Origin of the sequence: Plantactinospora alkalitolerans, assembly GCF_015690345.1 — a bacterium.
Taxonomy (GTDB): Bacteria; Actinomycetota; Actinomycetes; order Mycobacteriales; family Micromonosporaceae; genus Plantactinospora; species Plantactinospora alkalitolerans.
On sequence record NZ_JADPUN010000054.1, the window covers coordinates 1 to 23,206 of the forward strand.

A 23,206-nucleotide genomic window follows, 5' to 3' on the forward strand; every position below is an offset into this window, starting at 1 on the left:
GTCCAGCGCCGCCCGGGTCGCACCGAAGGCGGCGAGGTCGGCGGCGCCGTGGGTCAGGTCCACGGCGTCGGCGGCGAGGGCGCCCCGCAACGGCGCCACCCGGGCGGCGGTGCGCCGGGTCAACGCCGTCGCCAGCGCCGGAAGGGCCACGGCGGCCAGCAACAGCCCGCCGGCCACGACCAGCCCGGCGACGGGTGCGACGGCGGACGCGCCGACCACGGCGAGCAGGCCCACGACGGTGGCCGCGACCCCGGGGACCAGCACTCTGAGCAGCAGGTCCTGCACCGCCTCCACGTCCGAGACGAGCCGGCTGAGGACGTCGCCGGAGCGTTCCCCACCGCCCCTGCGGGCCGCCAGGGCGGCGAAGACCCGGGCCCGGACCTCGGTGACGACGCGCAGGGTGGCGTCATGGCCGGCCAACCGCTCGGTGTAGCGCAGCACCCCCCGGCCGATCGCCAGAGCCCGTACCGCGACGATCGCGACGGTGAGCGCGTCGAGGGGCGGCCGCCCCGCCGCGGTGATCAGCAGCCAGGTCGCGGTCGCCATCAGGACGAGCCCGGCGAGTTCGGTGCCGGCCGCGAGCAGGCCGGCGCCGAGCAGCCGACCGAGGTACGGCCGGCTCAGTCGCCATATCGCGCGCTCGGCGGACAGCCTCACACCGTCACCTCCCGGGACGTACCGGCGTCGGCAGGCGGGCCGGACAGGGTCGGCGTCGCTTCGCTGACCCGCCCGTCCTCGACCCGCAGCACCCGGTCCGCCTCGGTCAGCAGCGCCGGCCGGTGCGCCACGAGCAGCGCGGTACGGCCGGCGACGAGCCGCCGGGTGCCGGCGAGGACGGCGGCCTCCGAGTCGCCGTCGAGCCGGGCCGTGGGCTCGTCGAGCAGTACGAGCGGGGCGTCCCGGAGGAAGGCCCGGGCCAGCGCCACCCGCTGGCGTTGCCCGCTGGACAGGCCGTGGCCCCGTTCGCCGAGCCGGGTGTCGAGGCCCTCCGGCAGCGCGGCGACGACCTCGGCCAGTCCGGCGTCCCGCACCGCCGTCCGTACCGACTCCGGCGTCGCCTCCGGTGCGCCGAGCCGGATGTTCTCGGCCAGGGACGTGCCGAACAGATGCGCCCGCTGCGGCACCCAGGCCAGTTCCCGGCGCCAGTCGTCGAGGTCCACCTCGGCGAGGTCGATGCCGTCCACGGTGATCCGGCCGCTGGTCGGTGTGACGAAGCCGAGCAGCAGGTGGAGCAGGGTGCTCTTGCCGGCACCGCTGGGGCCGACGATGGCGATCCGCTCACCGGGCCGGATGGTGAGCCAGACGTCCCGCAGCGCGGTGGTGCGCTCGTACGCGACGGTGACCGATTCGAACCGGATCTCACCCGGCAACCGGATCTTCCGTGGCCGGGCCGCGTCCGGATCGGGCCGGACGGTCGCCGGTGGGGGATCCAGCAGGGTGAGCGCCTCGTCGAGTGCCGTCAGTCCCTCCTGGCTGGCGTGGAACTGGCTGCCGGCGGCACGCAGCGGCAGGAAGGCCTCCGGAGCGAGCAGGAGCACCAGCAGCGCCGTCTGGAGGGCGAGCCCGCCGCCGAGCAGCCGGAGGCCGATCGGCACCGCGACCAGCGCCACCGAGAGGGTGGCGACCAGTTCCAGCACCAGCGCGGAGAGGAACGCGATCCGCAGCGTCTTCATTGTCGCCAGTCGATGCTGGTCCGCCATCTGCCGGACCACGCCCACCTGACCGCGCGCCCGCCCGAACACCCGCAGGGTGGGCAGGCCGGTAACCATGTCCAGGAAGTGGCCGCCGAGCAGCGTCAGCCGGCGCCACTGCCGTTCCGTCGCGGCCTGCGCCTGCCAGCCCAGCAGCGCGCCGAAGACCGGGATCAGCGGCAGCGTGAGCGCGATGATCACGGCTGAACTCCAGTCGGCGAACGCCAGCCGGGCGAGTACGGCCAGCGGCACCGTGAGACTCAGCACGAGCTGGGGCAGATAGCCGGTGAAGTACGCGTCGAGGGCGTCGAGCCCACGGCCGGCCAGGGTGGCGAGCTGGCCGGCACGCTGACCGGACAGCCAGCCCGGTCCGCGCCGGCCGACGGCGTCGAGCAGGTCGGCGCGGAGGGCGGCCTTGACCGTCGAGGCGGCCCGCGCCGCCACCGTTCCCTGGGCCCAGACCAGTGCCGCCCGGCCGGCGACGCTGGCCACGAAACCCGCCAGTGCCGCCCGGTCCAGGCGCCCGCCCGCCGCCGAGGCCAGCACCATGGCGAGCGTGGTGGCCTGGACGAGGACCAGTCCGGCGGCGGCCACGCCCAGGAGGCCGAGGGCGGCCAGCGGGCGCCGTGCACCGGGTACCCGGTGCAGCAGCCGCGGATCGAACGGGCGGCGACGACTCACCAGTACACCGGCGTCCTGGCGTCGAGCCGGCCACGGAAGATCCACCAGGAGACCAGTTGGAAGCCGAGTAGTGCCGGGAGCAGTGGCACGATCAGCCAGCTCAACAGCCGCAGGGTGGGCTCGCTGGCCGCCGCCGCGCCCACCGTCAGGCTGGCCGCCGGATCGACGCTGGAGACCAGGGCGTACGGCCAGGTCGTCGCGCCGATCAGCAGCACCGGGGCGGCCAGCGCCAGCGACGTGGCGACGAACGCGAGTCCGGGCCGCTGCCGGTCGAACGCGCGCCGGGCGAGGAGCAGGGCCAGCCCGAGTACGACTGGCAGCAGGACACCGGCGACCGGCTGCCGCACGGTGTCGCGTACCCGTTCGGAGAGCAGGCCCAGCGCGGTGGTGGCGGCGATCGCGGCCAGGGCGGGGAGGACCAGCCGGCGGCCGATCCCGGCGAGCTGGCGTCCGGAGTCCCCGGGCAGCCGGAGCGCCAGGAAGGCGGCACCGTGTACGGCGACCAGCGCGACCAGGAGCAGCCCGCCCGCCACGGTGAACGGGGTGAAGACCCGGCCGGGCCCGTCGACGTGCCCGTCGGCGGCGACCGGTACGCCCTGGAGCAGCCCGGCGAGGACGATTCCCCAGCCGCCGGCGGAGAGAAGGCTCCCGGCCACCACGGCGCGATCCCACCGGCGCCGCCATCGGGGGCCGGACGGGCGGCTGCGCAGCGGTACGGCGACGATCACCACGACCACGCCGCCGAGCGCGAGCAGTACGGCCGGATAGAGGCCGGAGAGCAGTTCTCCCTCCAGCATCGGAAAGGCGCCGAACAGGATGCCGACGGCGGCCACCAGCCAGACCTCGTTGCCGAGGAAGTAGGGGCCGAGCGCGGTGAGGTCGGCCCGGCGGCGGTCCGACAGTTCGGCGTCGGATCGTTCCCGTCCGCCGTCGGAGGGTTCCCGTGCGCCGTCGGATCGTTTCCGGTCGGGGCGGGCGAGCAGCATGCCGACGCCGTAGTCGTAGCCGCCGAGCACCAGGTAGGTGGCGAAGAAGAGGCCGAGCAGGACGTACCAGGCGGTGTGCACGGATCTACCTCCTCACGCGTGGACCGGTACGGGGGCGGGCTCGGACTGCTCGGCCGGTGGCGGCTCGGGCGGGCGGCCCAGGGCGAGGTCTCCGGCGCCCCGCGCGGCGTGCCGGGCCATCAACGTCCAGTTGACGACGGCGAGGGTGCCGAGCAGGAGCGTGAAACCGACGTACGAGCTGAGCAGCGTACCGCCGCCGACCGGGCTGACCGCGTCGGAGACCGGCAACAGACCGTAGACCGCCCAGGGCTGCCGGCCCACCTCCCGGACCAGCCAGCCGGAAATCAGCGCGACGAACGGCAGTGGGGTGCTCAGCAGCACCAGGTAGAGCGGGAAGCGTAGCCGGATGATCCAGTCGCGGTAGAAGAGTGGAAGCAGGAAGATCCCCCAGGAAAGTACGAAGGCGATCATCATCATCAGCTCCAGCGGCACGCCGGTCCACTCCGGCGGGGTGTAGTCGCCGGGACCGAACTGGCCGGTCCACCGTTCGAGCAGTCCGGCCTCGGCGACGTCCGCGCCGAACTTGGTGGGTTGCACCGCGCCGACCGCACCGAACTGTGGAAAGCCGGAGCCCATCGTGAGCGTGGTGCCCAGTAGGCCGGCGACCAGGCCGAGCCGCAGTGACGTACGGAACAGGGCGTGGTCGACGGTGCGCCGGATCAGGTGCCAGGAACTCACCCCGGCCATCAGCAGTCCACCCGCCATCAGGGCGGCCCCGAGCACGTGCGGAAGGGCGAAACTGAGGGTGGGGTTGGCCAGCAGCGCGGAGAAGTCGGTCAGGTGGGCGACGCCGTCGCGTATCTCGTAGCCGACCGGGTTCTGCAACCAGGAGTTCGCCACCATCACCCAGTACGCCGAGGCGTACGCGGTGATCGCCACGCCCCACAGCAGGGCGAGGTGTAGGCCCCGACCCAGTCGGTGCCAGCCGAAGATCCACATGCCGAGGAAGGTCGACTCCAGGAAGAACGCGACGAGGGTCTCGATCGCCAGTGGGGCGCCGAAGACGTTGCCGACGTAGCGGGAGAGTCCGCTCCAGTTCAGCCCGAACTGGAACTCCATCACGAGGCCGGTGGCGATGCCCAGGACGTAGTTGATGACGTAGAGCGTGCCCCAGAAGCGGGTGAGTCGCTCGTACCCGGGTTTCCTGGTGAGGTATCCGGCGGTCTGGAGGCAGACGAGCAGGGTGACCAGGCCCAGCGTCACGGCGACGAAGAGGAAGTGGATCGACGCCGTGCTGGCGAACTGTAGACGGGCGATCAGAAGCGGATCCATGGCAACCCTTCGGCGTCGGCATCGCTTTCGTGGGCAGCCTATGTGTAGGCGATCTACCTATGCATACAGCGCGCGAAGTATCCTTTCGTACTGCTTTGGCAGTAGCTCCATACTACTACGAGTCGTAGTAGAGCTGGGAACCTCAGCGCAGGAAGAGTGACACCGGCAGGCTGACCAGGGCAGTCGCCAGCGACAGCGCGGCGACGCTGCGCAGCCGGTTCGGCCGCTCCGCCACCGCCAGCAGCCGGGCCACCCGGGCGTCGAGTTCGCCGTCGGCGGCACCGAGCGCACCGGTCGGCGTGACCCGGGAACCGGCGCTGGCGAACCGCAGCAGCGCGGCCGCGAGCGGGGCGTCGGCATGCAGGCGTCGAGCCTTGTCGTCCGCCCGCATCTCCACCAGCAGTGCGACCGCCTCGTGCGCCGTACGCACCCAACGCACCCCCGGCAACGCCCGGCAGAGCGCGGTGAACGGCAGCAGCACCAGGTCGTGCCGCTCGTCGGCGTGCGCCCGCTCGTGACTCAGCACCGCCGCGAGCTGCGGCCGGTCGAGCAGGCTCAGGGTGCCGGCGCTGACCACCACCTGCGGACGTACCCCGGGCAGGCAGTAGGCGGCGGCGCTGGGATGGTCGAGCACCAGGGCACCGGGCGCGGCCGGATCGTCCCGGGCGACGAGGGTGAGCAGGTCGCGGTGCCGGCGCTGGGCACGCAGCGCACTGAGCAGGCTGCGGGCCGTGGACCAGAGCAGTACGACGGCCACGCCGAGACCGACGCCGACAAGTCCGAGGTGGGTCACCCCCATGCCCCGGGGCAGGGTGCCGCCGAACAGATCGCCGACGAGGGACCGCAGCGCCGAACCGGTGCTCTGCCCGTACGGAGCCAGCCCGATCGAGATCGGCAGGCCGATCGCGGAGAGCCCGAGGGCAAGGCCGACCGCCTGCCAGCAGATGATCGCCACCCGAGGGCTGTGCCAGGTCCACGCGGCGCCCAGCCGGCCCGTACCGGTGAGCACCCGCGCCGCCACGTAGCAGGCCAGGACGGCGATCGCGAAGGAAGAGGCGTAGGTCATGCCGTCACCTCGCCGCGCTCGGCGGGCCGTCGGCGGCCTCCTCGGCGAGGGCGGCGCGCAACACGTCGGCCTCGGTCCCGGTCACCGACCGGGCGAACCGGACCAGTGCCGCGTCCCGGCTGCCGGCCAGGTCAAGAGCGTCGAGCATCAGCCGGGCGATGTGCGCCTCCCGGCTGGCCGCCGGCCGGTACCGCCAGGCCCGGCCCGCCCGCTCGCGCTCGACCATGCCCTTGCCGGCCAGCCGGTCGAGCACGGTCATCACGGTGGTGTACGCCAGCTCGCGATTCCGGAGCCCCTCGGCCACCTCGCGCACCGTCACCCCGGAGCCGCCGCTCGCGCCCCGGTCCCAGAGCACGTCCATCACGGCACGTTCGAGATCACCGAGTCGCGTCACGCGGCAAGTCTACTACCCGTCGTCGTATACCTGGTTATGGCGACGGCTACGTTCGCGGTGAACCGGGCGGTGTGATCGAAGCGACAGTGACGCGAGCGTGTCGGAGCCGAGTCATGGAGTAGTCGTCCCGCTCGCGGCGCACGGTAACCTCTGTCTAATATTTCGCGGCGAAGGACGAGTGCGGCATGAAAAAAGTGGGGCCCGACGTCGAGGGACAACTGGTCGATCTCGACGACATCCCGCTGGCCCAGGTGCTGCTGCTAGACGAGGACGAGTCTGTCCTGGCCAACTCGATCCGGAGGGTCATCGATGCGGCCCAGCGGCATCCCCGGGACACCGTGGCGGCGTTCAACAACTACGTCTGACACGCCGCCCGCACAGCCAGACGGGGACGGTGCGAACGGTTCCGACACCGCGGTCGGCACGCCGGTTCGGCAGGTGCTGCTCAAAATCCACAGTCGATGCAACCTGGCCTGCGACTACTGCTACGTCTACCAGCACGTGGACCAGACCTGGCGGGACCGGCCCAGGACCATGTCCCGTGCGGTCGTCGACCTGGCGGCCAACCGGATCGGCGAACACGCGCGGCAGCATGGAGTCGACCGCGTCACGGTCATCCTGCACGGCGGCGAACCACTGCTGGCCGGTCGGGAGCTCGTCGGTCACGTCGCGCGGAGCGTCCGCGCGGCCGTTCCGGCCGGCACCGTGGTCGACCTGCGGGTGCAGACGAACGGGGTACTGCTGGACGAGACGTTCCTCGACCTGTTCGACCGGTACGACATCCGGGTCGGGGTCAGCCTGGACGGTCCGGAGGCGGCCAACGACCGACACCGCGTCTTCGCTGGTGGACAGGGCAGCCACCGGGCGGTCGCGGAGGCGTTGGAGCGGCTCAACCAGCACCACTACCGGCACCTCTACGGCGGGATCCTCTGCACGATCAACCTGGAGAACGACCCGCTCGACGTGTACCGGAGCCTGCTGGCGTTCGCACCGCCCCGGATGGACTTCCTGCTGCCGCACGGGAACTGGACGACACCACCACCCGGCCGGCGGACCGACAGCGCCGACACGCCGTACGCCGACTGGCTCGTTCCGGTCTTCGACGAGTGGTTCGCCAGCCGGCCGCAACGGACCGGAGTACGACTCTTCGAGTCGTTGATCGACCTGCTGCTCGGCGGGTCGAGCGGCAGCGAGGTGGTGGGGCTCAGCCCGAGCGACCTGATCACGGTGGAGACCGACGGCGCGATCGAACAGGGCGACGCGTTGAAGACGACCGAGGAGGGCATGGCGGCCACCGGCCTGCACGTCCGGTCGTCCACGTTCGACGAGGCGATCGCCCAGCCAGCCTTCCGGGCCCGCCAGTCCGGCCTGGCGGGACTCGCGGCCACCTGCCGGGCATGTCCGCTGGTCCAGGTCTGCGGAGGCGGTCTGTACGCCCACCGCTACCACGCCACGAACGGGTTCGACAATCCCTCGGTCTACTGCCCGGACCTGACCGCGCTGATCACCCACATCCGTGGCCGGCTGAACACGGAACTGGCCGTCCTGCGAGCGGTTCCTCAGGCTGGCTGACGGCTCAGAACTGCAGGAGGTCGATCTCGCACTCCGCCCGGTCCTTGGCCAGGATCGTCGCGGTGAGCGGATGCTCCCGGCCGATGCCACGGGTCGCCCGCGCGACCAGGTCGGCGCGGAAGTCCGCCAACCCGCCGAGGTCGTCCACCGCCGCCCGACTCGCCGCCAGGTTGCACCCGGCGGTCAACAGATCCGGATGCGTGTCCCGGAAGATGCCGGCCATTACGTCGTACGCCTCTCGCTCCAGTTCCAGCGCCGCCGCTGGATCGCCGAGGGCGAACCGGACGTTCGCGGCGATGACCAGGCACTGCAGGGTGTACGGGTGCGCGTCGCCCAGAGCGGCCCGCATCCCGTCGAGCGCGGCGTCGACCTCCCGGGTCGCGGTGTCCAACTCACCGTTGCGGCGCAGGTAGATGGCGAGGTTTCCGCGGAGGGCCAGCACGAACGGATGGCTCCGGGGAAGGACGTCCTGCTGCTTCTGGACGACGTTCCAGCCGAGCTCCAGTGCCTCCACCTGGTTGCCCAGTGCGGACAGGGTCAGCGCGAGGGTGTTGGCGCAGGCGAGCCGGTCCGGGTTGGTTGCCGAGCGGGTCGCCAGGTAGTTCGCGTGGGTGGTCCGGGCCAGGTTCAGTGCGGCGTCCAGCTGACCCAGCCGCCGGAGGGTGGCAGCGAGTTCGACCAGGGTACGCAGGGTCGACACGTGATGGTCGCCGTGCACCTCGCGGTGCCCGGCAACGGCCGCCTCCAGGATGCGCCGAGAGGCGCGTAGGTCACCGGAGAGCCGGAGTACCCGGCCATAGCTCGTCGCCGAGAACAGGGTGTCCGGGAAACGCTCGCCAAGCACCCGGCGACGATCCTGGTAGGCCTGCTCGTGCAGGCGTTGGGCATCCCGGTAGACGCCGAGGAGTTCCAGGGCAACGGCCAGGTTGTTCCTGGCCCGGAGGGTCCGGCGGTGTTCCGGACCGAACAGCTCGATCGACTGGCGCAGGCCCTCCGAGTTCAGATCGCGGGCCCGGGTGAAGCTACCCGCGCTCCACAGGTCGGCGGCGAGCCCGGCCACGGACAGCAGGGCGTACTCGTGCTGGACCCCCACGGTCCGAAGGAGCCCTTCATGGGCCTCCTCGCTCAGCCGCAGTGCCTCTTCGTACCTGGCCTGCGGGCGTAGGACGTTGGCGAGGAAGATCTTCCCGGCCAGTACTCTCAGGTCGTCCTCCGGGAACCTCTCCTCCCAGACGTCGAGTGCCGACCGCAGCAGTTCCGCGCTCGCGGCGAAGTCGCCCCGGCGGTAGAGGTACCGCCCGATGTCGAGAACGAGCTGGCGGACGCCGTCGTCAGTCGACGTGTACGCCTGGACGGGGACGACGTGCGGCCACAGCCCGGCGAAGGTCGGCCAATTGCCGGGCAGGTGGGGGTCGCCGGGATTGGCGGAGGCCAGGATCTGGTGCACGTGTCGCCGATGCCGCTCCGCGAGTTCGTCGGGCAGGCTCTGCTGGATCACCTCCGACATGAGCCGGTGCAGTTGGGCGCCGTGTGTCGGATCGAAGGTGGCGAGGGCGTAGCGCTGGGCCTGCTCGACCACGCCGGCGAAGTTGCTGTCGTCCCGCAGCGTCGTGTCCTCGCCGGCCACGATCTCGATCAGCCGTCGGCTGTAGAGCAGCGGGGCGGGGATCGGCTCCGGTCCGAAGAAGGCCAGTAGCTCCATGAGCCGAGCCCCCGCCGGTTTCTCGTCGCGGAGCCGGTCGAGGGAGAGCAGCCAGGTCGCCGGCCCGGCCCGTTCGTACCCTGCGGGCAGGTTCTCGCCGAGCAGCCGGGTCAACTGGCTGTCGAGCAGCGTGAGGTACCGGTCGACCGGCATCCTGGTCGCCGCGAGCCACGAACCCGCCTGTTCGACGGCGAGGGGCAGGTCACCGAGGCGCCGGGCGACCTGCTCGGCATCCTGCGGGGTCAGCGCCGGAATACGGAGCCGGAGCAGTTCGATGCTCTCGTTCCGGTCGAACGGGCCGACCTCGATGAGCTTCTCGTGGCTGTCCCAGCCCGGACCTCGCGAGGTGACCAGGACGTGCACCGCGCCGCCGGGCAGGACCCCGGCCAGATCTCCGGGATCTCCGGCGTTGTCGAAGACGAGCAACCATCGCCGGTCTGCGGGAGATCGCTCCAGGACGTCGAGCAGCAGCCTGATCCGGTCGTCGGTCGTCTCCGTGTCCGGTACCCGCAGTTCGTCGGCCAGGTCGACCAGGCCGGCCCGGGCCATGCTGGCCTGCGCCGCCGAGATCCACCACACGGCGTCGTAGTCGGCGGCGAAGCGGTGCGCGTACTCGGTGGCGATCTGGCTCTTGCCGACGCCCGCGATGCCGGTGAGGGTCAGCGGCGAGACCGGGCTCGGAGCGGACGACAGCTGGTCGCGGATCTGGGACAGCAGGTGGCGTCGGCCGGTGAAGCGGTTGTTGCGCAGCGGCAGCCGGGAGATCTGGGGCGGGGTGGGGAACCGTGGCGGGACGAGCCTTCCGGCGCCCTCGGGCTCGACGACCGGCCGGTTGAGCGTGGCCAGCAGGCCGGTGCGGGCACTCTCCGCCGGCATCCCGGACAACTCCAGCACCCCGAACCGTTCGAGCTCTTCCGGGGGCGGGGTGCCGTCCAGCGAGATGGTGAGCACGTTCGACCGGCCGCGTTCGGGTGCGGCCGTCGACCGCAGCACCCATTCCGTTATTTCCGTCGGCAGGTGGTACGAGGCGGAGAGCAGCACGGTGACCAGGTCGGCGGCCTCGGTCGGTGCCGGTTCGCCCGGTCCGCCCGGTCCCGGTTCCGTGACCTCCCGCAGGATCGTCGGCAGTCCGACCTCGGCCATCACCCCGGCGACCCACTCGGCCCAGATCCGGTCCCTGGCCGCGTAACTGACCAGCGCCCGGGTCATCGCCCGGGGACGCGTCCGCTCGAACCGGGTCAGCCAGTGCCGCCGGGTCCCCTCCTCCAGCGGCGTGAGCGGGCGTACGAGGTCACCGCCGACGACGGCGGCCAACCGTTCGTACGCGGCCAGCAGCGTTGTCGGCTGCCGGGCCCGGTCACCGAACACCGCCAGGATCTCCTCGTACGCGTAGAACAGCTTGTACGGGATCTCCACTTCGGCCCAGTACCGCGCCTGGTCGTCCGCGTTCAGGTGGTCGAGGAACGGCGCGAACCGGAGCCAGGCGTAGTCCCGTCCGGCTTCGAGCTTGCTCTGCTCGCCGTCCTCGACCCGCATCGGCACGGGCAGGATCCGCACGGGTTCGTTGGCCCGCAGGTTGCGGATGGACCGGGCGACCGCCACCGCGCCGTCGATGCTCTGGGTGCTGAGGGTGAAGCAGTTCAGCACCGTGTCCGGCAGCAGGACGGTGCAGATGCCGGCACTGTCGCTGAGCCCGGTGCGGCTGTCGATCAGGATGAAGTCGTAGTGGTCACGCAGGTTCTGCCGCAGTTCGGACAGGAAGGCGGCACCGCCCAGCCGCTCGTAGAAACTGGGCCAGTCGAAGGTGCTCACCGTCGCCGAGTACGCCGGCCCCTGGCGCCCGGCCGGCAGCAGATCGAGTTCCCCGCCGCCGCTGAACCGCCAGCCGAGGGAGACCGCGTAGCGAAGGACGTCCGGACCCGTCCTGGTCGCGGCCGCCCGCTGGCCGGCCCCCTGGACGACCGTCGCGGCGAAGTCCCGGACGAGGTCGATGACGCCGTCCGAGGCATGCAGTTGCGGGTCGTCGGCGAGCAGGGGGTGGAAGAAGCGGTGCAGTCCGGGCGACTCCAGGTCCCAGTCGACGGCGAGTACCCGGTGCCCGCTGCTCGCCAGGATCCAGGCGACGTTGGCCAGTGCCATCGTCCGCCCGGTGCCGCCCTTGTAGGAATAGAAGGTGATGATCTGCCCGGAAGATCGTCCCGAACCGGGTGTGGACGCCATCCCAGCCTCCTGCTCAGGGTCCTTCGAGAATTGGTCGGGTACGCCTCGGTGTCGAGGTCTCGGTGTCGGGTGCGGCGGCGCGGGCGAAGACCCGGTTGCGGGCAACCTCGAGGACCACCTGAAGGTCCTCGTCGAAGGACCGGTGCGTCAGGATGTCCGCCCGGTAGGCGAGTGGCTCCCCGCTCGCCACCCGGTGCAGCATGACGCTGCGCAGCCCGTCGGAGAGTCGTCGCCAGTTCTGGTGCGTCTCGTGATCCTCGTGGTTTCGCGGAATCATCGCGGCGGTGGCGGGAGCCTGCTGGATCTCCTGTTCGGCCAGGGCCTGCCGGTAGTCGTCGAGCTGTGTCACCCAGGCGTCGACGAGGAGTACCACGATCGAGTCGCCGCCCGGGGACGTGTCGGCTCCGGGCGGCAGCGGCAGGGACGACACGTCCGAACTCAGGCCGCGCCTGGCGGCGACCGCACGGGCGAAGCTGGCCAGGGACTCCGGAAGTGCCGGCAGGTAGGGGGCCCAGTCGAGCGGGGCCGCGCCGTAGAAGTGCAGATCCTGCCGGATCGTGCTGGCCTCCTGCTGACTGGGCGCGGCGATCACGAAGTGGACGTGGTCGGATCGAGGACGGAGGCGGGGCTCGTCCGCCGGCGGAGGGCTGGTCCCGGCGGTGCCGTGAAAGGCGCTCCTGAGGCCGTGGAAGTCGATCCTGGGGTTGTTCGGCAGTGGCTCCAGCGCGTTGGAGGCGGCATTGTCCACGATCCGGTCGGCGAGGATGCTTATCGCCTCGATGTACTCGTCCTCGTTGCGGCGCAGCCGCATCAGTTGGCGCAGTCCGTCCCGCCGGTAGGCGTCGCTGAACACGTCGCGGTCGTACTGCACGTCCTGCACCGCGTCGGGTATCTGGCGGGGCGGTAACCAGAGGACCGGCAGCAGCGCGGCCGAGCGGGTCTCGTTCGTCTCCTCGTGCTGGCGCACGCGTTCGGCGAACAACTGCCATTCCCGGCCACAGGGTTCGCTGGCGAAGTATCGGGGTGAGAAGAGCGCCAGGAAGGAGCAGGCGGTGGAGAGGGCGTCGACCAGGTCCGCCGACCAGGTCGCGCCGATCTCGATGCTGGTCTTGTCGAAGAAGCCGACCTCGGAGCCGCTCGCCAGCCCCGCGCGGACCCGGACTTCGGCGCAGAGATCCTTGTAGAACCGCTCGACGTACGGGTCGTCGTCGCTGCGCGCGTAGCTGAGGAAGAAATGCAGGCGGCGAGGGCCTCCGGGCTGTTGCGGCGCGGTCACCCGAACAACCCCCGTCTCGCCGGCGGAAGAATCACGATGCGGATGCGACGGCCGACGACCGAACATCCGCACAGACATGATGCACGCTTCGGGCACGATTGCGTAGTGATTGGGTTACGGGATAGATTGGTGCGATCACTGGGGACTCGATAAAGCGGCGCTGACCTGGCACGATTCATATTGTGCAGTTGAGTTGATCAGTTACGTGCGGCCATGCGCTAGTAAGGAGGTTGACGCCTCTGGCGATGCGTCCGGAGCCAACGGAGGGCAGTGTGCGCTGTGGACGACGCACAATCTTTCATTGCGCGTTGACCTGCGCATACCGATGGGGTGCGGTGACACGCAGGCGCAGTGCCTTGCGGCTGGCCCGTTGGTACCCCCAGAATGGGACCGCTGTCCCGACGGGGCCTCTTTGCGCAACGCGATCTAGGAAGCTCGACCGCATGATCCGTCCCCGCGGGAGGAGGAGCTGTTGACGCAGTTCTTCCTGAGCCGTGCCGCGGGTGACGACGACAGCTACGCGATCCGCTTCTTCCAGGATCTGTCGGCCAGGGTCAGGGCAATCTCGGGTGTGGACGGCGAGGTCGGCTTCGTCGAATCGGCTGACAATGACAGCCGTTCACCCTGGTCCGCACCGGTCCGCAACGCTCTGGCCGGCTGCCAGGCGTTCGTCGCGCTCTGCTCGCCGCGCTACTTTCTCAGCGAGCGCTGCGGACGCGAGTGGTGGATCTTCGCCGATCGGCTCGAGCGGTACGCGAAGCAGACCGGCCAGCACCCTCCGGCGCTGCTGTCGGTCCTCTGGTCCGGCGGCAGCGGCATGGACGGCGCACCCGGCGAGGGCGGTGAGGCGGTTCGGCAGCTCATCCGACTGCGCAGCCACCGACCGCGGTACGAGGCGCTGCTGACCACATTGGCCACGCAGATCGTCCGCACCGTCGAGGAGCACCGCATCCCGTCGGCCAGTCCCAACTTCGATCCGGAGAACGTGCCGAGCGCCTTCGACTACGCGGGGATGGAGTCCACGATCCAGACGCCCTCGGCCAAGGAACTGGCCGAGGGCGCCACGCAGCAGGTGCACTTCATCGTTGCGGCAGGCACGCGTGCCGAGATGGGTGCGGTCCGCGACGACACCCGTTTCTACGGTGACCGGGGACAGGACTGGGCCGCGTACCGGCCGGCGTTGTCGGGCCCGCTCGTCGCGCATGCCCGTACGCTCGCCGCCGAGCGTCTCTTCCGGTCGGACGTCATCGACCTCGACGATCTGCCCGCACGTCTTGACCAGGCCCGCAGGAACAACGAGATCGTCGTCCTGCTGGTCGACGCCTGGATCACGAAGCTCGCCGCCTACCGGCGGATACTCGCCGAGTTCGACGATCGGACGGATTCGAGTGTCGCGGTGCTGGCGCCGGCCAACGGGACCGACGCGGAGACGGTCCGGCACAGCGGTGAGCTTCGGGCCGGGCTGGCCCAGACCTTTCCGCACAATCTCGCGCGCGGGGACCAACTGGTCCGTATCGAGATCGACAGCCCCGAATCATTCGAGATCGACCTCGTGTCGGCGCTGGAGGAGGCGCAGAATCGCATCTTCAGCCGTGGACGGGTCTTCCGCAGGCCGGTCCAGGACGCTCCGGCCGCCCGACCCATCCTGCAAGGTCCGTGACGGATCATTGATGTCTCCGTCCACGATGATCCGCTATTCGTCGCCCGTGGTCCGACGACACAGTCGGCCCGGGCCCGTCCGGGCCGGGCGTGCGCGGTCCTCCTACAATGAGCGTGACTCGCGTATGTTGCGCATACTGGAAACTTCTCGTCGTGCGGCGATCCCCCACTCCGGTGTCGATCGGATATCCCGTTGCGTACGACGTGGGGTCCGGGGAGGGCCGGTGCTGTACTTTTTCTTGAGCTACGCGCACGGGGAGCGCGACGACAGGGTGCGCGTACAGCAGTTCTTCAACGACCTGAGTACGGAGATCCGCGTACTGACCGGTGAGGACGGTGGTACGGCCGTCGGGTTCCATGACGACGGTGCGCTGCGCATCGGGGACGACTGGCCACGCGAATTGTTCGAGGCGCTCTGTCGCGCCCAAACCATGATCGCATTGTTCTCTCCGCGCTACTTCCGCAGCGAATTCTGCGGAAAGGAATGGGCGGTGTTCAGCACGAGGGTCCGCCGCTGGCAGCAGCACGGCGGGAGCCGCCAGGCCCGGCTCATTCCGATCTTCTGGGTACGGCGGACCCGGGTCCCCGACGTCCTCGGACACCTTCAGCACCGCGACGCACGGTTCGGTGACACATACGAGCGGGAGGACCTGCGCGAACTGCTCCGGGAGCACGCGCGGGGGCACAGCGGCGAGTACGAGCGGTTCGTCAGCGCGCTCGCCCTGATGATCACGGAGATCGTCGTCGAGGGCACTCCGATGCCCGAGTCCGATCCCCACTCGGAGTTCCAGTCCGATCTGCGGGCGGTGGGCAGCGCGTTCCACCCGTCGCCCGACCCCGCCCGACCGGCCGGGCCGGTCGAGCGGGCACCAGTGCCGGAGCCCTCGACGGTGATCGGGCCTCGCCGGCACGTCGACGTGCCGAAGGGGCCGCCCCCTCGGCCGATTCTCAGTCTCGAGGAGGACCCGGAGCGGCCGGGGCCGGGCGACCGGGCGGAGGACGGCACGGGTACCGCGCCGTACAACACGAGAGGTGGTGGTCATGAGCGACGCTGAGGGCACCCGCGAGCGCGCCGGCAGGATCATCACGTTCTACTCGTACAAGGGTGGCACCGGCCGCACCATGGCGCTGGCCAACGTCGCCTGGCTGCTCGCCAACAACGGTCATCGCGTACTCACCATCGACTGGGATCTCGAATCGCCCGGCCTGCACCGTTACTTCCACCCCTTCCTGGTGGACAAGGAACTGCGTGGTTCGCACGGCGTGATCGACCTGGTACGCGAGTACGCCAAGGCAGCCACCCGGCCGGCCGAGGGCAGTTCGGAGGTGCTGAACCCCGACGAGGTGTCCAACCTGGCCCGGATCCAGCGCTACGCCAGTTCCCTGGAGTTCCCGTTCCCGGACGACGGCGGGATCGACCTGGTGCCCGCGGGCCGGCAGGGTCCCGAGTACTCGACCCGGGTCAGCACCTTCAACTGGGACGACTTCTACGACCGGCTCGGCGGGGCGGTCTTCCTCGACGCGCTCCGTGAAGACCTGCGCAGCCACTACGACTACGTGTTGATCGACAGCCGGACCGGGTTGAGCGACACCGCCGGCATCTGCACCGTGCTGCTGCCGGACGTACTGGTCAACTGCTTCACGATGAGCACCCAGAGCATCCAGGGTGCGGTATCGGTGGCCCGGTCGATCCGCAACCTGCGACGCGGGCAGCCGATCCGGATCTTCCCGGTACCGACCCGGGTCGAGGACGGTGAGCAGACCAAGCTGGAACGCAGCCGTACGCACGCGCGGCAGTTGTTCGAGCCGTTCGTCCGGGCGTTGGACCGGCAGGACTCCGACAAGTACTGGGGTTCGGTGGAGATCCCCTACAAGGTCTACTACGCCTACGAGGAGATCCTGGCGGCGTTCGGTGACCGGCCCCGGCAGGAGGGGACGTTGCTGGCGGCGTACGAGCGGCTGACCGGGATAGTGGTCGGGTCGCCGGTCGAACTGCCGATCACCATGCCGGAGACCCGGCGACTGCGGTGGCTGGCGGACTTCGAGCGGCGTGCCCCGCTGAGCCCGGGGGAGCTGGTGATCAGCTACGCCCCACGGGACCGGATCTGGGCGGAGTGGGTGGCCGCCGAACTGTCCCGGGTCAGCCAGCAGAGCCGGCTGGTCGAGCAGCGTGTGTCGGTCGAGGAGGTCGACCGGGCCGACCGGATTCTGGTGCTGCTGTCGGAGGAGTACGCGCGTTCCCGGGAGGCGGCCCGACTGTGGCGGCGCGGCCAGGAGCGCGATTACGACGGCCCGGGGCGGTTCCTCGTACCGATCAGGTTCGACACCACGCCCACGCCCGCGATGTTCGAGGAGCGGGACGTGGTCGAACTGCACGGGGTGTCGGGGACGCGCGCCCGGGAGGCGCTGCTGGCCGCCCTCGACCTGATGGACGTGTCGTCGTCCTCCGGGGCGGGTGAGGGTCAGACCTGGCCACGGTTCCCGGCCGCGCTGCCGCCGGTCTGGCGGGTACCGGCGCGGAACCCGGCGTTCACCGGCCGGGACGCGATCGTGGAGAAGCTGCGGAACCGGCTGCACCGGCATCCGACCGCCCAGCCCCTGGCCCTGCTCGGACTGGGCGGGGTCGGCAAGACCCAGATCGCCCTGGAGTACGCGCACCGGTTCGCCGCCTACTACGACATCGTCTGGTGGATCTCGGCGGACCAGCCGCAGATCGTCCGCGCCGAACTGGCCAAACTCGCCGGTCAGCTCAAGCTGGCCGGGTCGACCGTGAACGAGCAGGTCGAGGCCGTTCTCCAGGCGTTGCGCCAGGGCAGCCGCTTCCCCCGATGGTTGATCATTTTCGACAACCCGGAGGAGCCGGAGCAGATCCGGGACTTCCTGCCCGACGGTCCCGGCGACGTGATCGTCACGACCCGCAACCAGAGCTGGACCCATGTCACCGAGTACCTCGAGATCGGGGTCTTCGAGCGGGCCGAGAGCGTCGAGCTGATCTCCCGTCGGGTGCGGGCGCTGCTGCCGAGCGACGCCGAGGCCGTCGCCGAGCGGCTGGGCGACCTGCCGCTGGTGGTGGAGCAGGCGGCGGCCTGGCTGGCCACCACCGCGATGCCGGTGCGGAGCTACCTGCACCTGCTGGACACCCGGCTGCCCGAGATGCTGGCGGAGAGGCCGCCACAGGGCTATCCGCACTCGGCCGCGGTGACCTGGAGCCTGTCGATGGAACGGCTCCGGGAGAGCCGTCCCGCCGCCGCCCGGCTGCTGGAACTCTTTTCGTTCTTCTCGCCGGAACCGATTCCGACCTGGCTGCTGTCGACGCCCCGGATGGTCGAGGAACTCGCGAAGGTCGACCGCGCGATGCGGGACCCGCTACTGCACGGTGCGTTGATCCAGGATATCGGACGGTACGCGCTCGCCCGGGTGGATCCGGCAATCAACGCGATTCGGGTTCATCGGCTGGTACAAACGGTGATCAGGGACGCGATGAGCGTCGAGGCGAGGGCGGAGAGCCGGGTGCAGGTCCAGGAGATCCTCGCGGCCACGTCGGCGGCGAGGCAGGGCGGAGTGGACGACCGGGAGAACTGGTCGACCTACGAGGAACTGCGCCCGCACCTCGAACCGTCCGGCGCGCTGGAGTCCCGGGACGACGCCATCCGGCAACTGGTCCTCGACATGGTGCGGTACCTCCGCCTGCGTGGTGACCTGGCCGGCAGCGAGGAGCTGGCCGAAGCCGCCCTGAAGCAGTGGTCCACGATGTTGGACGCGGAGGACGCCCTGGCCCTGCGGCTGTGGGTCCAGCTCGCCAACACGCTGCGGGACGCCGGTCGCTCTCGCGAATCCCTCGCGATCAGCGAAGAGATGCTGCCCCGGCTGACAGAAATGCTGGGGGCGGACCACTTCTACACCCTCGAAGCGGCCGGCGGGCTCGCCGCGGACCTCCTGCTCTTCGGGCGCTATCGGGAAGCGGCGGCGCTGACCCGGCAGAACTGGGTGAGGTGGCGAAGCGCCTACGGCGACGACCATTCCCGGACGCTGATGGCGGCGAACAACGCCGCGGTGGCCGAACGGGCCAACGGAAACTACCGCGAGGCCGCGCAGATCGACACGGACACCCTGCGCCGCCGACGCAAGGTGCTGGGCGAACGGGACTACTGGACGCTGCACTCTGCCGTAGCCCTCGGCCGTGACATGCGCGGGCAGGGCGATCTCGGGACATCCCAGGAACTGCTGGCGGATGCCCTGCGGGACTGCCAGGCCGAGTTCGGCGACGACAACCGGCTCAGCCTCTGGGCGGCCAAGAGCCTGGCGGTCACGCTCCGCCGGATGGGCCGACCCCGGGAGGCCGTCGCGCTCCTCGACGACACCCTCCGTCGGTCGCAGAAGGAACTCGGGGAACGGCATCCAGCGACCATCCAGTGCCTGCTGGAGTCCGCCTGCCTGCACTCCGCGCTCGGTGACCAGGCAGTGGCTCGGGCCCAGGTGGAGGACGCGTTGGCGTACTTCCGCGAGGAGTCCGGTGCCGACAACCCGCTCACGCTGGGCGCCGCGAACGATCTCGGCATGATCCTGCTCCGGGCCGGTGACGCCGAGGCCGCGTTGCCGATCCTCGAGGAGACCGCCGAGCAGTTCGCCGACGCCCTCGGCGACGACCACCCGTTCACGCTGGCCTGCCGGCTCAACCTGGCGAACGCCCGGCACGCCACAGGCAGCCAGGCCGACGCCCGGCGCCTCGACGAGCGTACCCAGGGCAAGCTGGTGGAGCGGCTCGGCCGGAAACACCCCACCACGATCGCGGCGACCGCCAACCTGGCGATCAGTCTCCGGGACACCGGCGCGCTGCACGACGCCCGGCAACAGACTCAGAAGGCGCTCGAGTTGTCCCGGCAGGTCCTCGGCGACGAACATCCCAACACGATCGCGATCCGCGACAGCCGGCGCATCAACGTCGACACCGAACTGGAGCCGCTGTAGGGCCGCAGCGGAGTCCGTGACCGCCGCCTCGATGTCCGTCTCCGTGCGACTAGGGCAGTGCCGTGGTCAGCCACTCCGCCACCTGCGCCGGTGGCACCCGACCGCCGGCGGCGACGTACAACCTGTTGACCAGTCCGGGTTGGTCGATCAGGGCTCTGGACACGAGGGTCGGGCGGGTCGTCGCGCGAACCGTCGCGACCACGAGTCGGACCCAACCGTCGAGATCGTCAGGGCGGATCTCTTTGGTGTACGCCCGGACGGCGTCGTCGTACCGCCCGGCAAGAAAGGCGGCGTCCCCGTGGCGCGGTGCGTACCCGGCGTCCTGCGCGGGGGCCACCCGCATGCTCGACCGGATCAGGCTCGCCAGGGCCGGTTCGGAGGTGGTTGGCGTCCCGAAGAGGGACTTCCGGGACGCCACCGAGACGATCGGTTCGGCCGAATCGGCCCACCAGGCCGGTATGGGCGCCGCCGCCAACCGGGCGAGAGCCGACGAGTCGGGTGTCGCGTTCAGCAGGCGCCATCGCACGGCGTACCCGAGCGCGGCGTCGGCGGCGGCCCGGTCGATCTCCGGCGGCAACGGCTCCCCGGCCCAGGCCTCCAACCGGTCCCGCAACGGCCCGACGAACCGCGTGCCGAGCTTGGTCAGCTCGCCCCTGTCCAGGAGGTCGCGGACCGCGAGGAGCGTGAGCCGGCGCCAGAGGGCGAATTCGAAGTGCGCGTTCCGAGCGGCCGCCGGATCCGCCATCCGCAGACGTCGCCGTCGCCAGAAGTCGCAGACGCCAAGATGGGCGTAGACGCCGTGGAGGGCGGCGGAGACCGGACGAGGATCGGGGCGCCACGGAGCGATGTACCGGGCGGCACCGTCCGACTCGTACAGGTCGTACAGGTCGAGGATCGCCACGAGCTTCATGTGCTGGAACTCGTGGATCAGGGACAGGGCCAGGGCCTCCGGCGTGGAGTCCGTCGACACCGCCAGTGACCCGTACGCGTGGAACGACGTGGCACCCCGGCTCCTACCGCCATCCGATGGCGCGAGCGGCATGAGGGAGACGAGCGCCGGGCACATTCCCTGCACATAGTCGGAGTGGTCCGCGCCCAGGACGGACCATGCCTCACGGCACAGGCGGTCGAAGCGGAGGGCGGCCGGGCCGTCCAGCCGTGGCGCCGGAGGCCACTCGTGGCAGTTCCGGTACGGATCGAGGTCCTCGATCCGTACCACGTGGCGGCGTCGAGGATCGTCGACCCGGATCCGCCGGACCGGAAGCCAGTGCTCCGACTCGCGTCCGAACGGTCTCGACACCACGACGGTGTTCCGCTCGCCGACGAAGGTCAGCGCCGACCCCGCGCCGACCACGCGAACCCGATGGCCGGCCAGCCCCACCACCGCGCCGAGGGTGGGAAGGACCACCGCGCCGTCCTGGACCGGCAGCGTGACGTCGAAGGGCAGCCCGGCGGTTGCCCCGGCCACGGCCGCGAGCGCGGTCAGGTACCAGAGATCATCCTCGATTCCCGGCGGCCTGGGCCGATCGGCCTCGTCGGCTGGAACCAGTTGACGCAGACAGGAATTGGCCCAGTTGTCGAGGTACGGATGAGCCAGCACCGAGTGGACGGACTCTGGCCGGATCGCCTCGGCCTCGCCGAGCAACTGCGTCGCCTCGGCCACGAGGAAGGCGACGTCGTCGCCCAGCTCCGCCGCCTTCCGTACCACCGTACGTAATTGCAGTGCCCGCTTGGAGCGCTGACTGGCGGAGAGGATGTCAATGGCGTACCGGTCGCCATCGCCCCGCGCCAGTGCGGCGAACTGCTCGGTGGTCAGCCGATGACGCTGAACCGGCTCGTCCCGCCCATGCCTCTTCTGCGACGTCGTTGGCGCTGCTCGCGTGGATCCCGAGGAGACTTCCCGGCTTTCCATGTGCCACCTTCGGCGCGCCGCCGTCAGTCGGGGGACACGCGTTGCTCCGACGCCTGGCGATGGCGGGGCAGCCAGGTGGTCGCGAAGGTCACCGCCGAGGTGACCGGCAACAGCCGGGCCGTCCCGGCACCCACATTACCGATCCGCACGACATTCGCCGAAATCGATTCAAGAGCTTTTCCCAGCTCCGCGAAATCACGGTCGTCCAGGGCGGCCGCCTGATACGTCGTCCACCGCCGTCCCTCCGGCGTCGCCACCACGCACCGGTTCGGGCGCCGACCCAACCCGGGCAGCCGGTACTCCGCCAGATGGAACGCGGTGCACCTGTCGTACCCGACGCCGAGCAGCAACGTGTCGCCCCCGGCCGCCTCGACCGCTGCCAACGGCGACTCCGGGCCGAGTTCCGAGGTGATCGGGTGCCGGACGGTCAGTTCCCGGGCCCGTGGACCCACCGCGGCGAACGAGGTCTGCGGATGGCCACTGCGGAAGGCGCCGGGCCAGGTCCGGACCGTCTCGGCGATCAGTCCCAGCTCGCGGCAGGGGGTGACGGCCGGATCGAACGCCGGTAGCTCGGCGCGGATCGCCGGCCACCACGCCTCCGGCACCCGGAGATGGGACCACCGGGACGGGTCGCGGTTCTCCCTGGTGAACGCCGGTACGACAAGCGTCCCGTCGTCGCCCAGCACGTCCAGCAGCGCCCGGACCACCGTCGGGGCGCCGCCGCACACCCAGCCGAGGGATCGGAGCGAGGCGTGCACCAGGAGGGTGGAGCCGGGGCGTACCCCCAAGTTCCGGAGGTCCCGGACGAGGCTGCTCCGGGTCTGTGGCACCGTCTCGGCGGTCATGCGAACGGAGTGTGCCAGAGGGACCTCCGTCGTCAGACGCCCTTCGGGTGCCAGACCGTCTTGGTCTCCAGGAAGGCGGTCATCCGGCCGATGCCGGGATCGGCGGCCCAGTCGACCGGTTCGGCCGGCGGCCGGAGTACCCGCTTGAGGTTCCCGGCCGCGGCCCGCTCCAGTTCGGTGCCGAACCCGGGGTCGGTGACGCCGGTCAGGTCGAGCGCGTTCACGTCCATGTGTCCGGCCAGCCACGACCCGGTCTCGGTCGGTCGGCCGGTCAATAGGTTGACCACGCCGCCGGGCAGGTCCGAGGTGGCGAGCACCTCGGACAGGGTGATCGCCGGCAGCGGGCTGGTGTCGGCGACCAGCACCACCACGGTGTTGCCGGTGACGATCGCCGGTGCCACGACGCTGACCAGCCCGAGCAGCGCCGGCTCGGCCGGGGCGAGCACCCCGACCACACCGGTCGGCTCCGGCGCGGACAGGTTGAAGTAGGGGCCAGCGACCGGGTTGGCGTTGCCGTACACCTGGGTGATCTTGTCGGACCAGCCGGCGTACCAGACCCAGCGGTCGATCGCGTCGTCCACCTCGGCGGCGGGTACGCCGAGCCCGACGAACTGGTCCCGCCGCCCCTCCAGCATCTCCGCGACCCGGTAGAGGACCTGACCCCGGTTGTACGCGGTCGTGCCCGACCATCCCTTCACGGCCGCCCGCGCCGCCAGTACCGCGTCCCGGACGTCCTTGCGAGAGGCGAGCGCCACGTTCGAGTTCTGCACCGGATACGACCGTCCCGACTCGCTGCGCGGGAACTTCCCGCCGATGAAGAGCTTGTACGTCTTCCGCACGTCGACCCGCTCCGGCCGACCACCACCGCCGCCGTCAACCAT

Annotated in this window: 15 protein-coding genes and 1 pseudogene; 5 read left to right on the forward strand and 11 right to left on the reverse strand. The window is 70.6% G+C overall.

Annotation, left to right across the window (positions count from 1 at the left end):
* From I0C86_RS03370 to I0C86_RS03395, 6 genes and pseudogenes are all read right to left on the reverse strand, one after another.
* Window positions 1-735 (reverse strand): annotated as a pseudogene (locus tag I0C86_RS03370) (thiol reductant ABC exporter subunit CydC); the annotation flags it as partial.
* Complete coding sequence (gene cydD / locus I0C86_RS03375) at window positions 654-2,372, reverse strand: thiol reductant ABC exporter subunit CydD (RefSeq protein ID WP_196199706.1); 1,719 nt, start codon at window positions 2,370-2,372, stop codon at window positions 654-656. The pseudogene I0C86_RS03370 and the gene cydD, both read right to left, overlap by 82 nt.
* Window positions 2,369-3,439, reverse strand: a complete 1,071-nt coding sequence (locus I0C86_RS03380) for a cytochrome d ubiquinol oxidase subunit II (RefSeq protein ID WP_196199707.1) — start codon at window positions 3,437-3,439, stop codon at window positions 2,369-2,371. Before I0C86_RS03380 ends, cydD begins: the two co-directional genes overlap by 4 nt.
* 12 nt (window positions 3,440-3,451) lie before the next feature.
* Window positions 3,452-4,711, reverse strand: coding sequence for a cytochrome ubiquinol oxidase subunit I (locus I0C86_RS03385; RefSeq protein WP_196199708.1), 1,260 nt, complete (start codon window positions 4,709-4,711; stop codon window positions 3,452-3,454).
* A gap of 142 nt (window positions 4,712-4,853) precedes the next feature.
* Window positions 4,854-5,777: a M56 family metallopeptidase gene (locus I0C86_RS03390; protein WP_196199709.1), complete on the reverse strand. Its 924-nt coding sequence runs from the start codon at window positions 5,775-5,777 to the stop codon at window positions 4,854-4,856.
* Window positions 5,778-5,781: 4 nt separating this feature from the next.
* Window positions 5,782-6,171, reverse strand: a complete 390-nt coding sequence (locus I0C86_RS03395) for a BlaI/MecI/CopY family transcriptional regulator (protein WP_196199710.1) — start codon at window positions 6,169-6,171, stop codon at window positions 5,782-5,784.
* Window positions 6,172-6,356: 185 nt separating this feature from the next.
* Between I0C86_RS03395 and fxsA the strand changes: the two genes are divergently transcribed.
* Window positions 6,357-6,536, forward strand: a complete 180-nt coding sequence (fxsA, locus tag I0C86_RS03400; protein WP_196199711.1) for an FxSxx-COOH cyclophane-containing RiPP peptide — start codon at window positions 6,357-6,359, stop codon at window positions 6,534-6,536.
* A gap of 73 nt (window positions 6,537-6,609) precedes the next feature.
* Complete coding sequence (locus I0C86_RS03405) at window positions 6,610-7,743, forward strand: FxsB family cyclophane-forming radical SAM/SPASM peptide maturase (RefSeq protein WP_323373443.1); 1,134 nt, start codon at window positions 6,610-6,612, stop codon at window positions 7,741-7,743.
* A 4-nt stretch (window positions 7,744-7,747) separates the two neighbouring features.
* Here the strand turns inward: I0C86_RS03405 and fxsT (I0C86_RS03410) are convergent, their stop codons facing one another.
* Both fxsT (I0C86_RS03410) and I0C86_RS03415 read right to left on the reverse strand, forming a co-directional pair.
* Window positions 7,748-11,665 (reverse strand): FxSxx-COOH system tetratricopeptide repeat protein, encoded by a 3,918-nt coding sequence (gene fxsT / locus I0C86_RS03410; protein ID WP_196199713.1) that lies wholly within the window; start codon window positions 11,663-11,665, stop codon window positions 7,748-7,750.
* Window positions 11,666-11,678: 13 nt separating this feature from the next.
* Window positions 11,679-12,941, reverse strand: coding sequence for a TIR-like protein FxsC (locus I0C86_RS03415; protein WP_196199714.1), 1,263 nt, complete (start codon window positions 12,939-12,941; stop codon window positions 11,679-11,681).
* A 472-nt stretch (window positions 12,942-13,413) separates the two neighbouring features.
* On the opposite strand from I0C86_RS03415, the gene fsxC reads away from it, so the two are divergent.
* The 3 genes from fsxC (at window position 13,414) to fxsT (I0C86_RS03430) (ending at window position 19,568) form a co-directional block, all read left to right on the forward strand.
* Window positions 13,414-14,601, forward strand: coding sequence for an FxsC protein (fsxC, locus tag I0C86_RS03420; protein ID WP_196199715.1), 1,188 nt, complete (start codon window positions 13,414-13,416; stop codon window positions 14,599-14,601).
* 223 nt (window positions 14,602-14,824) lie between these two features.
* Window positions 14,825-15,655 (forward strand): TIR-like protein FxsC, encoded by an 831-nt coding sequence (locus I0C86_RS03425; RefSeq protein ID WP_196199716.1) that lies wholly within the window; start codon window positions 14,825-14,827, stop codon window positions 15,653-15,655.
* Window positions 15,642-19,568, forward strand: a complete 3,927-nt coding sequence (gene fxsT, locus I0C86_RS03430; RefSeq protein WP_196199717.1) for an FxSxx-COOH system tetratricopeptide repeat protein — start codon at window positions 15,642-15,644, stop codon at window positions 19,566-19,568. Before I0C86_RS03425 ends, fxsT (I0C86_RS03430) begins: the two co-directional genes overlap by 14 nt.
* Before the next feature lie 49 nt (window positions 19,569-19,617).
* On the opposite strand, the gene I0C86_RS03435 is transcribed toward fxsT (I0C86_RS03430), so the two are convergent.
* From I0C86_RS03435 to I0C86_RS03445, 3 genes are read right to left on the reverse strand one after another with little or no spacing between them, the layout of a single operon-like run.
* A complete protein-coding gene (locus I0C86_RS03435; protein WP_196199718.1) occupies window positions 19,618-21,480 on the reverse strand; it encodes an HEXXH motif domain-containing protein in 1,863 nt (620 codons plus the stop codon).
* A 23-nt stretch (window positions 21,481-21,503) separates the two neighbouring features.
* Window positions 21,504-22,325, reverse strand: a complete 822-nt coding sequence (locus I0C86_RS03440) for an aminoglycoside N(3)-acetyltransferase (protein WP_196199719.1) — start codon at window positions 22,323-22,325, stop codon at window positions 21,504-21,506.
* Window positions 22,326-22,357: 32 nt separating this feature from the next.
* Window positions 22,358-23,206 (reverse strand): aldehyde dehydrogenase family protein, encoded by an 849-nt coding sequence (locus tag I0C86_RS03445; RefSeq protein ID WP_196199720.1) that lies wholly within the window; start codon window positions 23,204-23,206, stop codon window positions 22,358-22,360.

What these genes read in the sequence shown, in the direction of transcription:
- I0C86_RS03385 (WP_196199708.1), bottom strand. Translation starts at nt 4,711, where the DNA reads ATGGATCCGCTTCTGATCGCCCGTCTACAGTTCGCCAGCACGGCGTCG.
- I0C86_RS03390 (WP_196199709.1), bottom strand. Translation starts at nt 5,777, where the DNA reads ATGACCTACGCCTCTTCCTTCGCGATCGCCGTCCTGGCCTGCTACGTG.
- fxsA (WP_196199711.1), top strand. Translation starts at nt 6,357, where the DNA reads ATGAAAAAAGTGGGGCCCGACGTCGAGGGACAACTGGTCGATCTCGAC.
- fxsT (WP_196199713.1), bottom strand. Translation starts at nt 11,665, where the DNA reads ATGGCGTCCACACCCGGTTCGGGACGATCTTCCGGGCAGATCATCACC.
- fxsT (WP_196199717.1), top strand. Translation starts at nt 15,642, where the DNA reads ATGAGCGACGCTGAGGGCACCCGCGAGCGCGCCGGCAGGATCATCACG.
- I0C86_RS03435 (WP_196199718.1), bottom strand. Translation starts at nt 21,480, where the DNA reads ATGGAAAGCCGGGAAGTCTCCTCGGGATCCACGCGAGCAGCGCCAACG.
- I0C86_RS03440 (WP_196199719.1), bottom strand. Translation starts at nt 22,325, where the DNA reads ATGACCGCCGAGACGGTGCCACAGACCCGGAGCAGCCTCGTCCGGGAC.
- I0C86_RS03445 (WP_196199720.1), bottom strand. Translation starts at nt 23,206, where the DNA reads ATGGTTGACGGCGGCGGTGGTGGTCGGCCGGAGCGGGTCGACGTGCGG.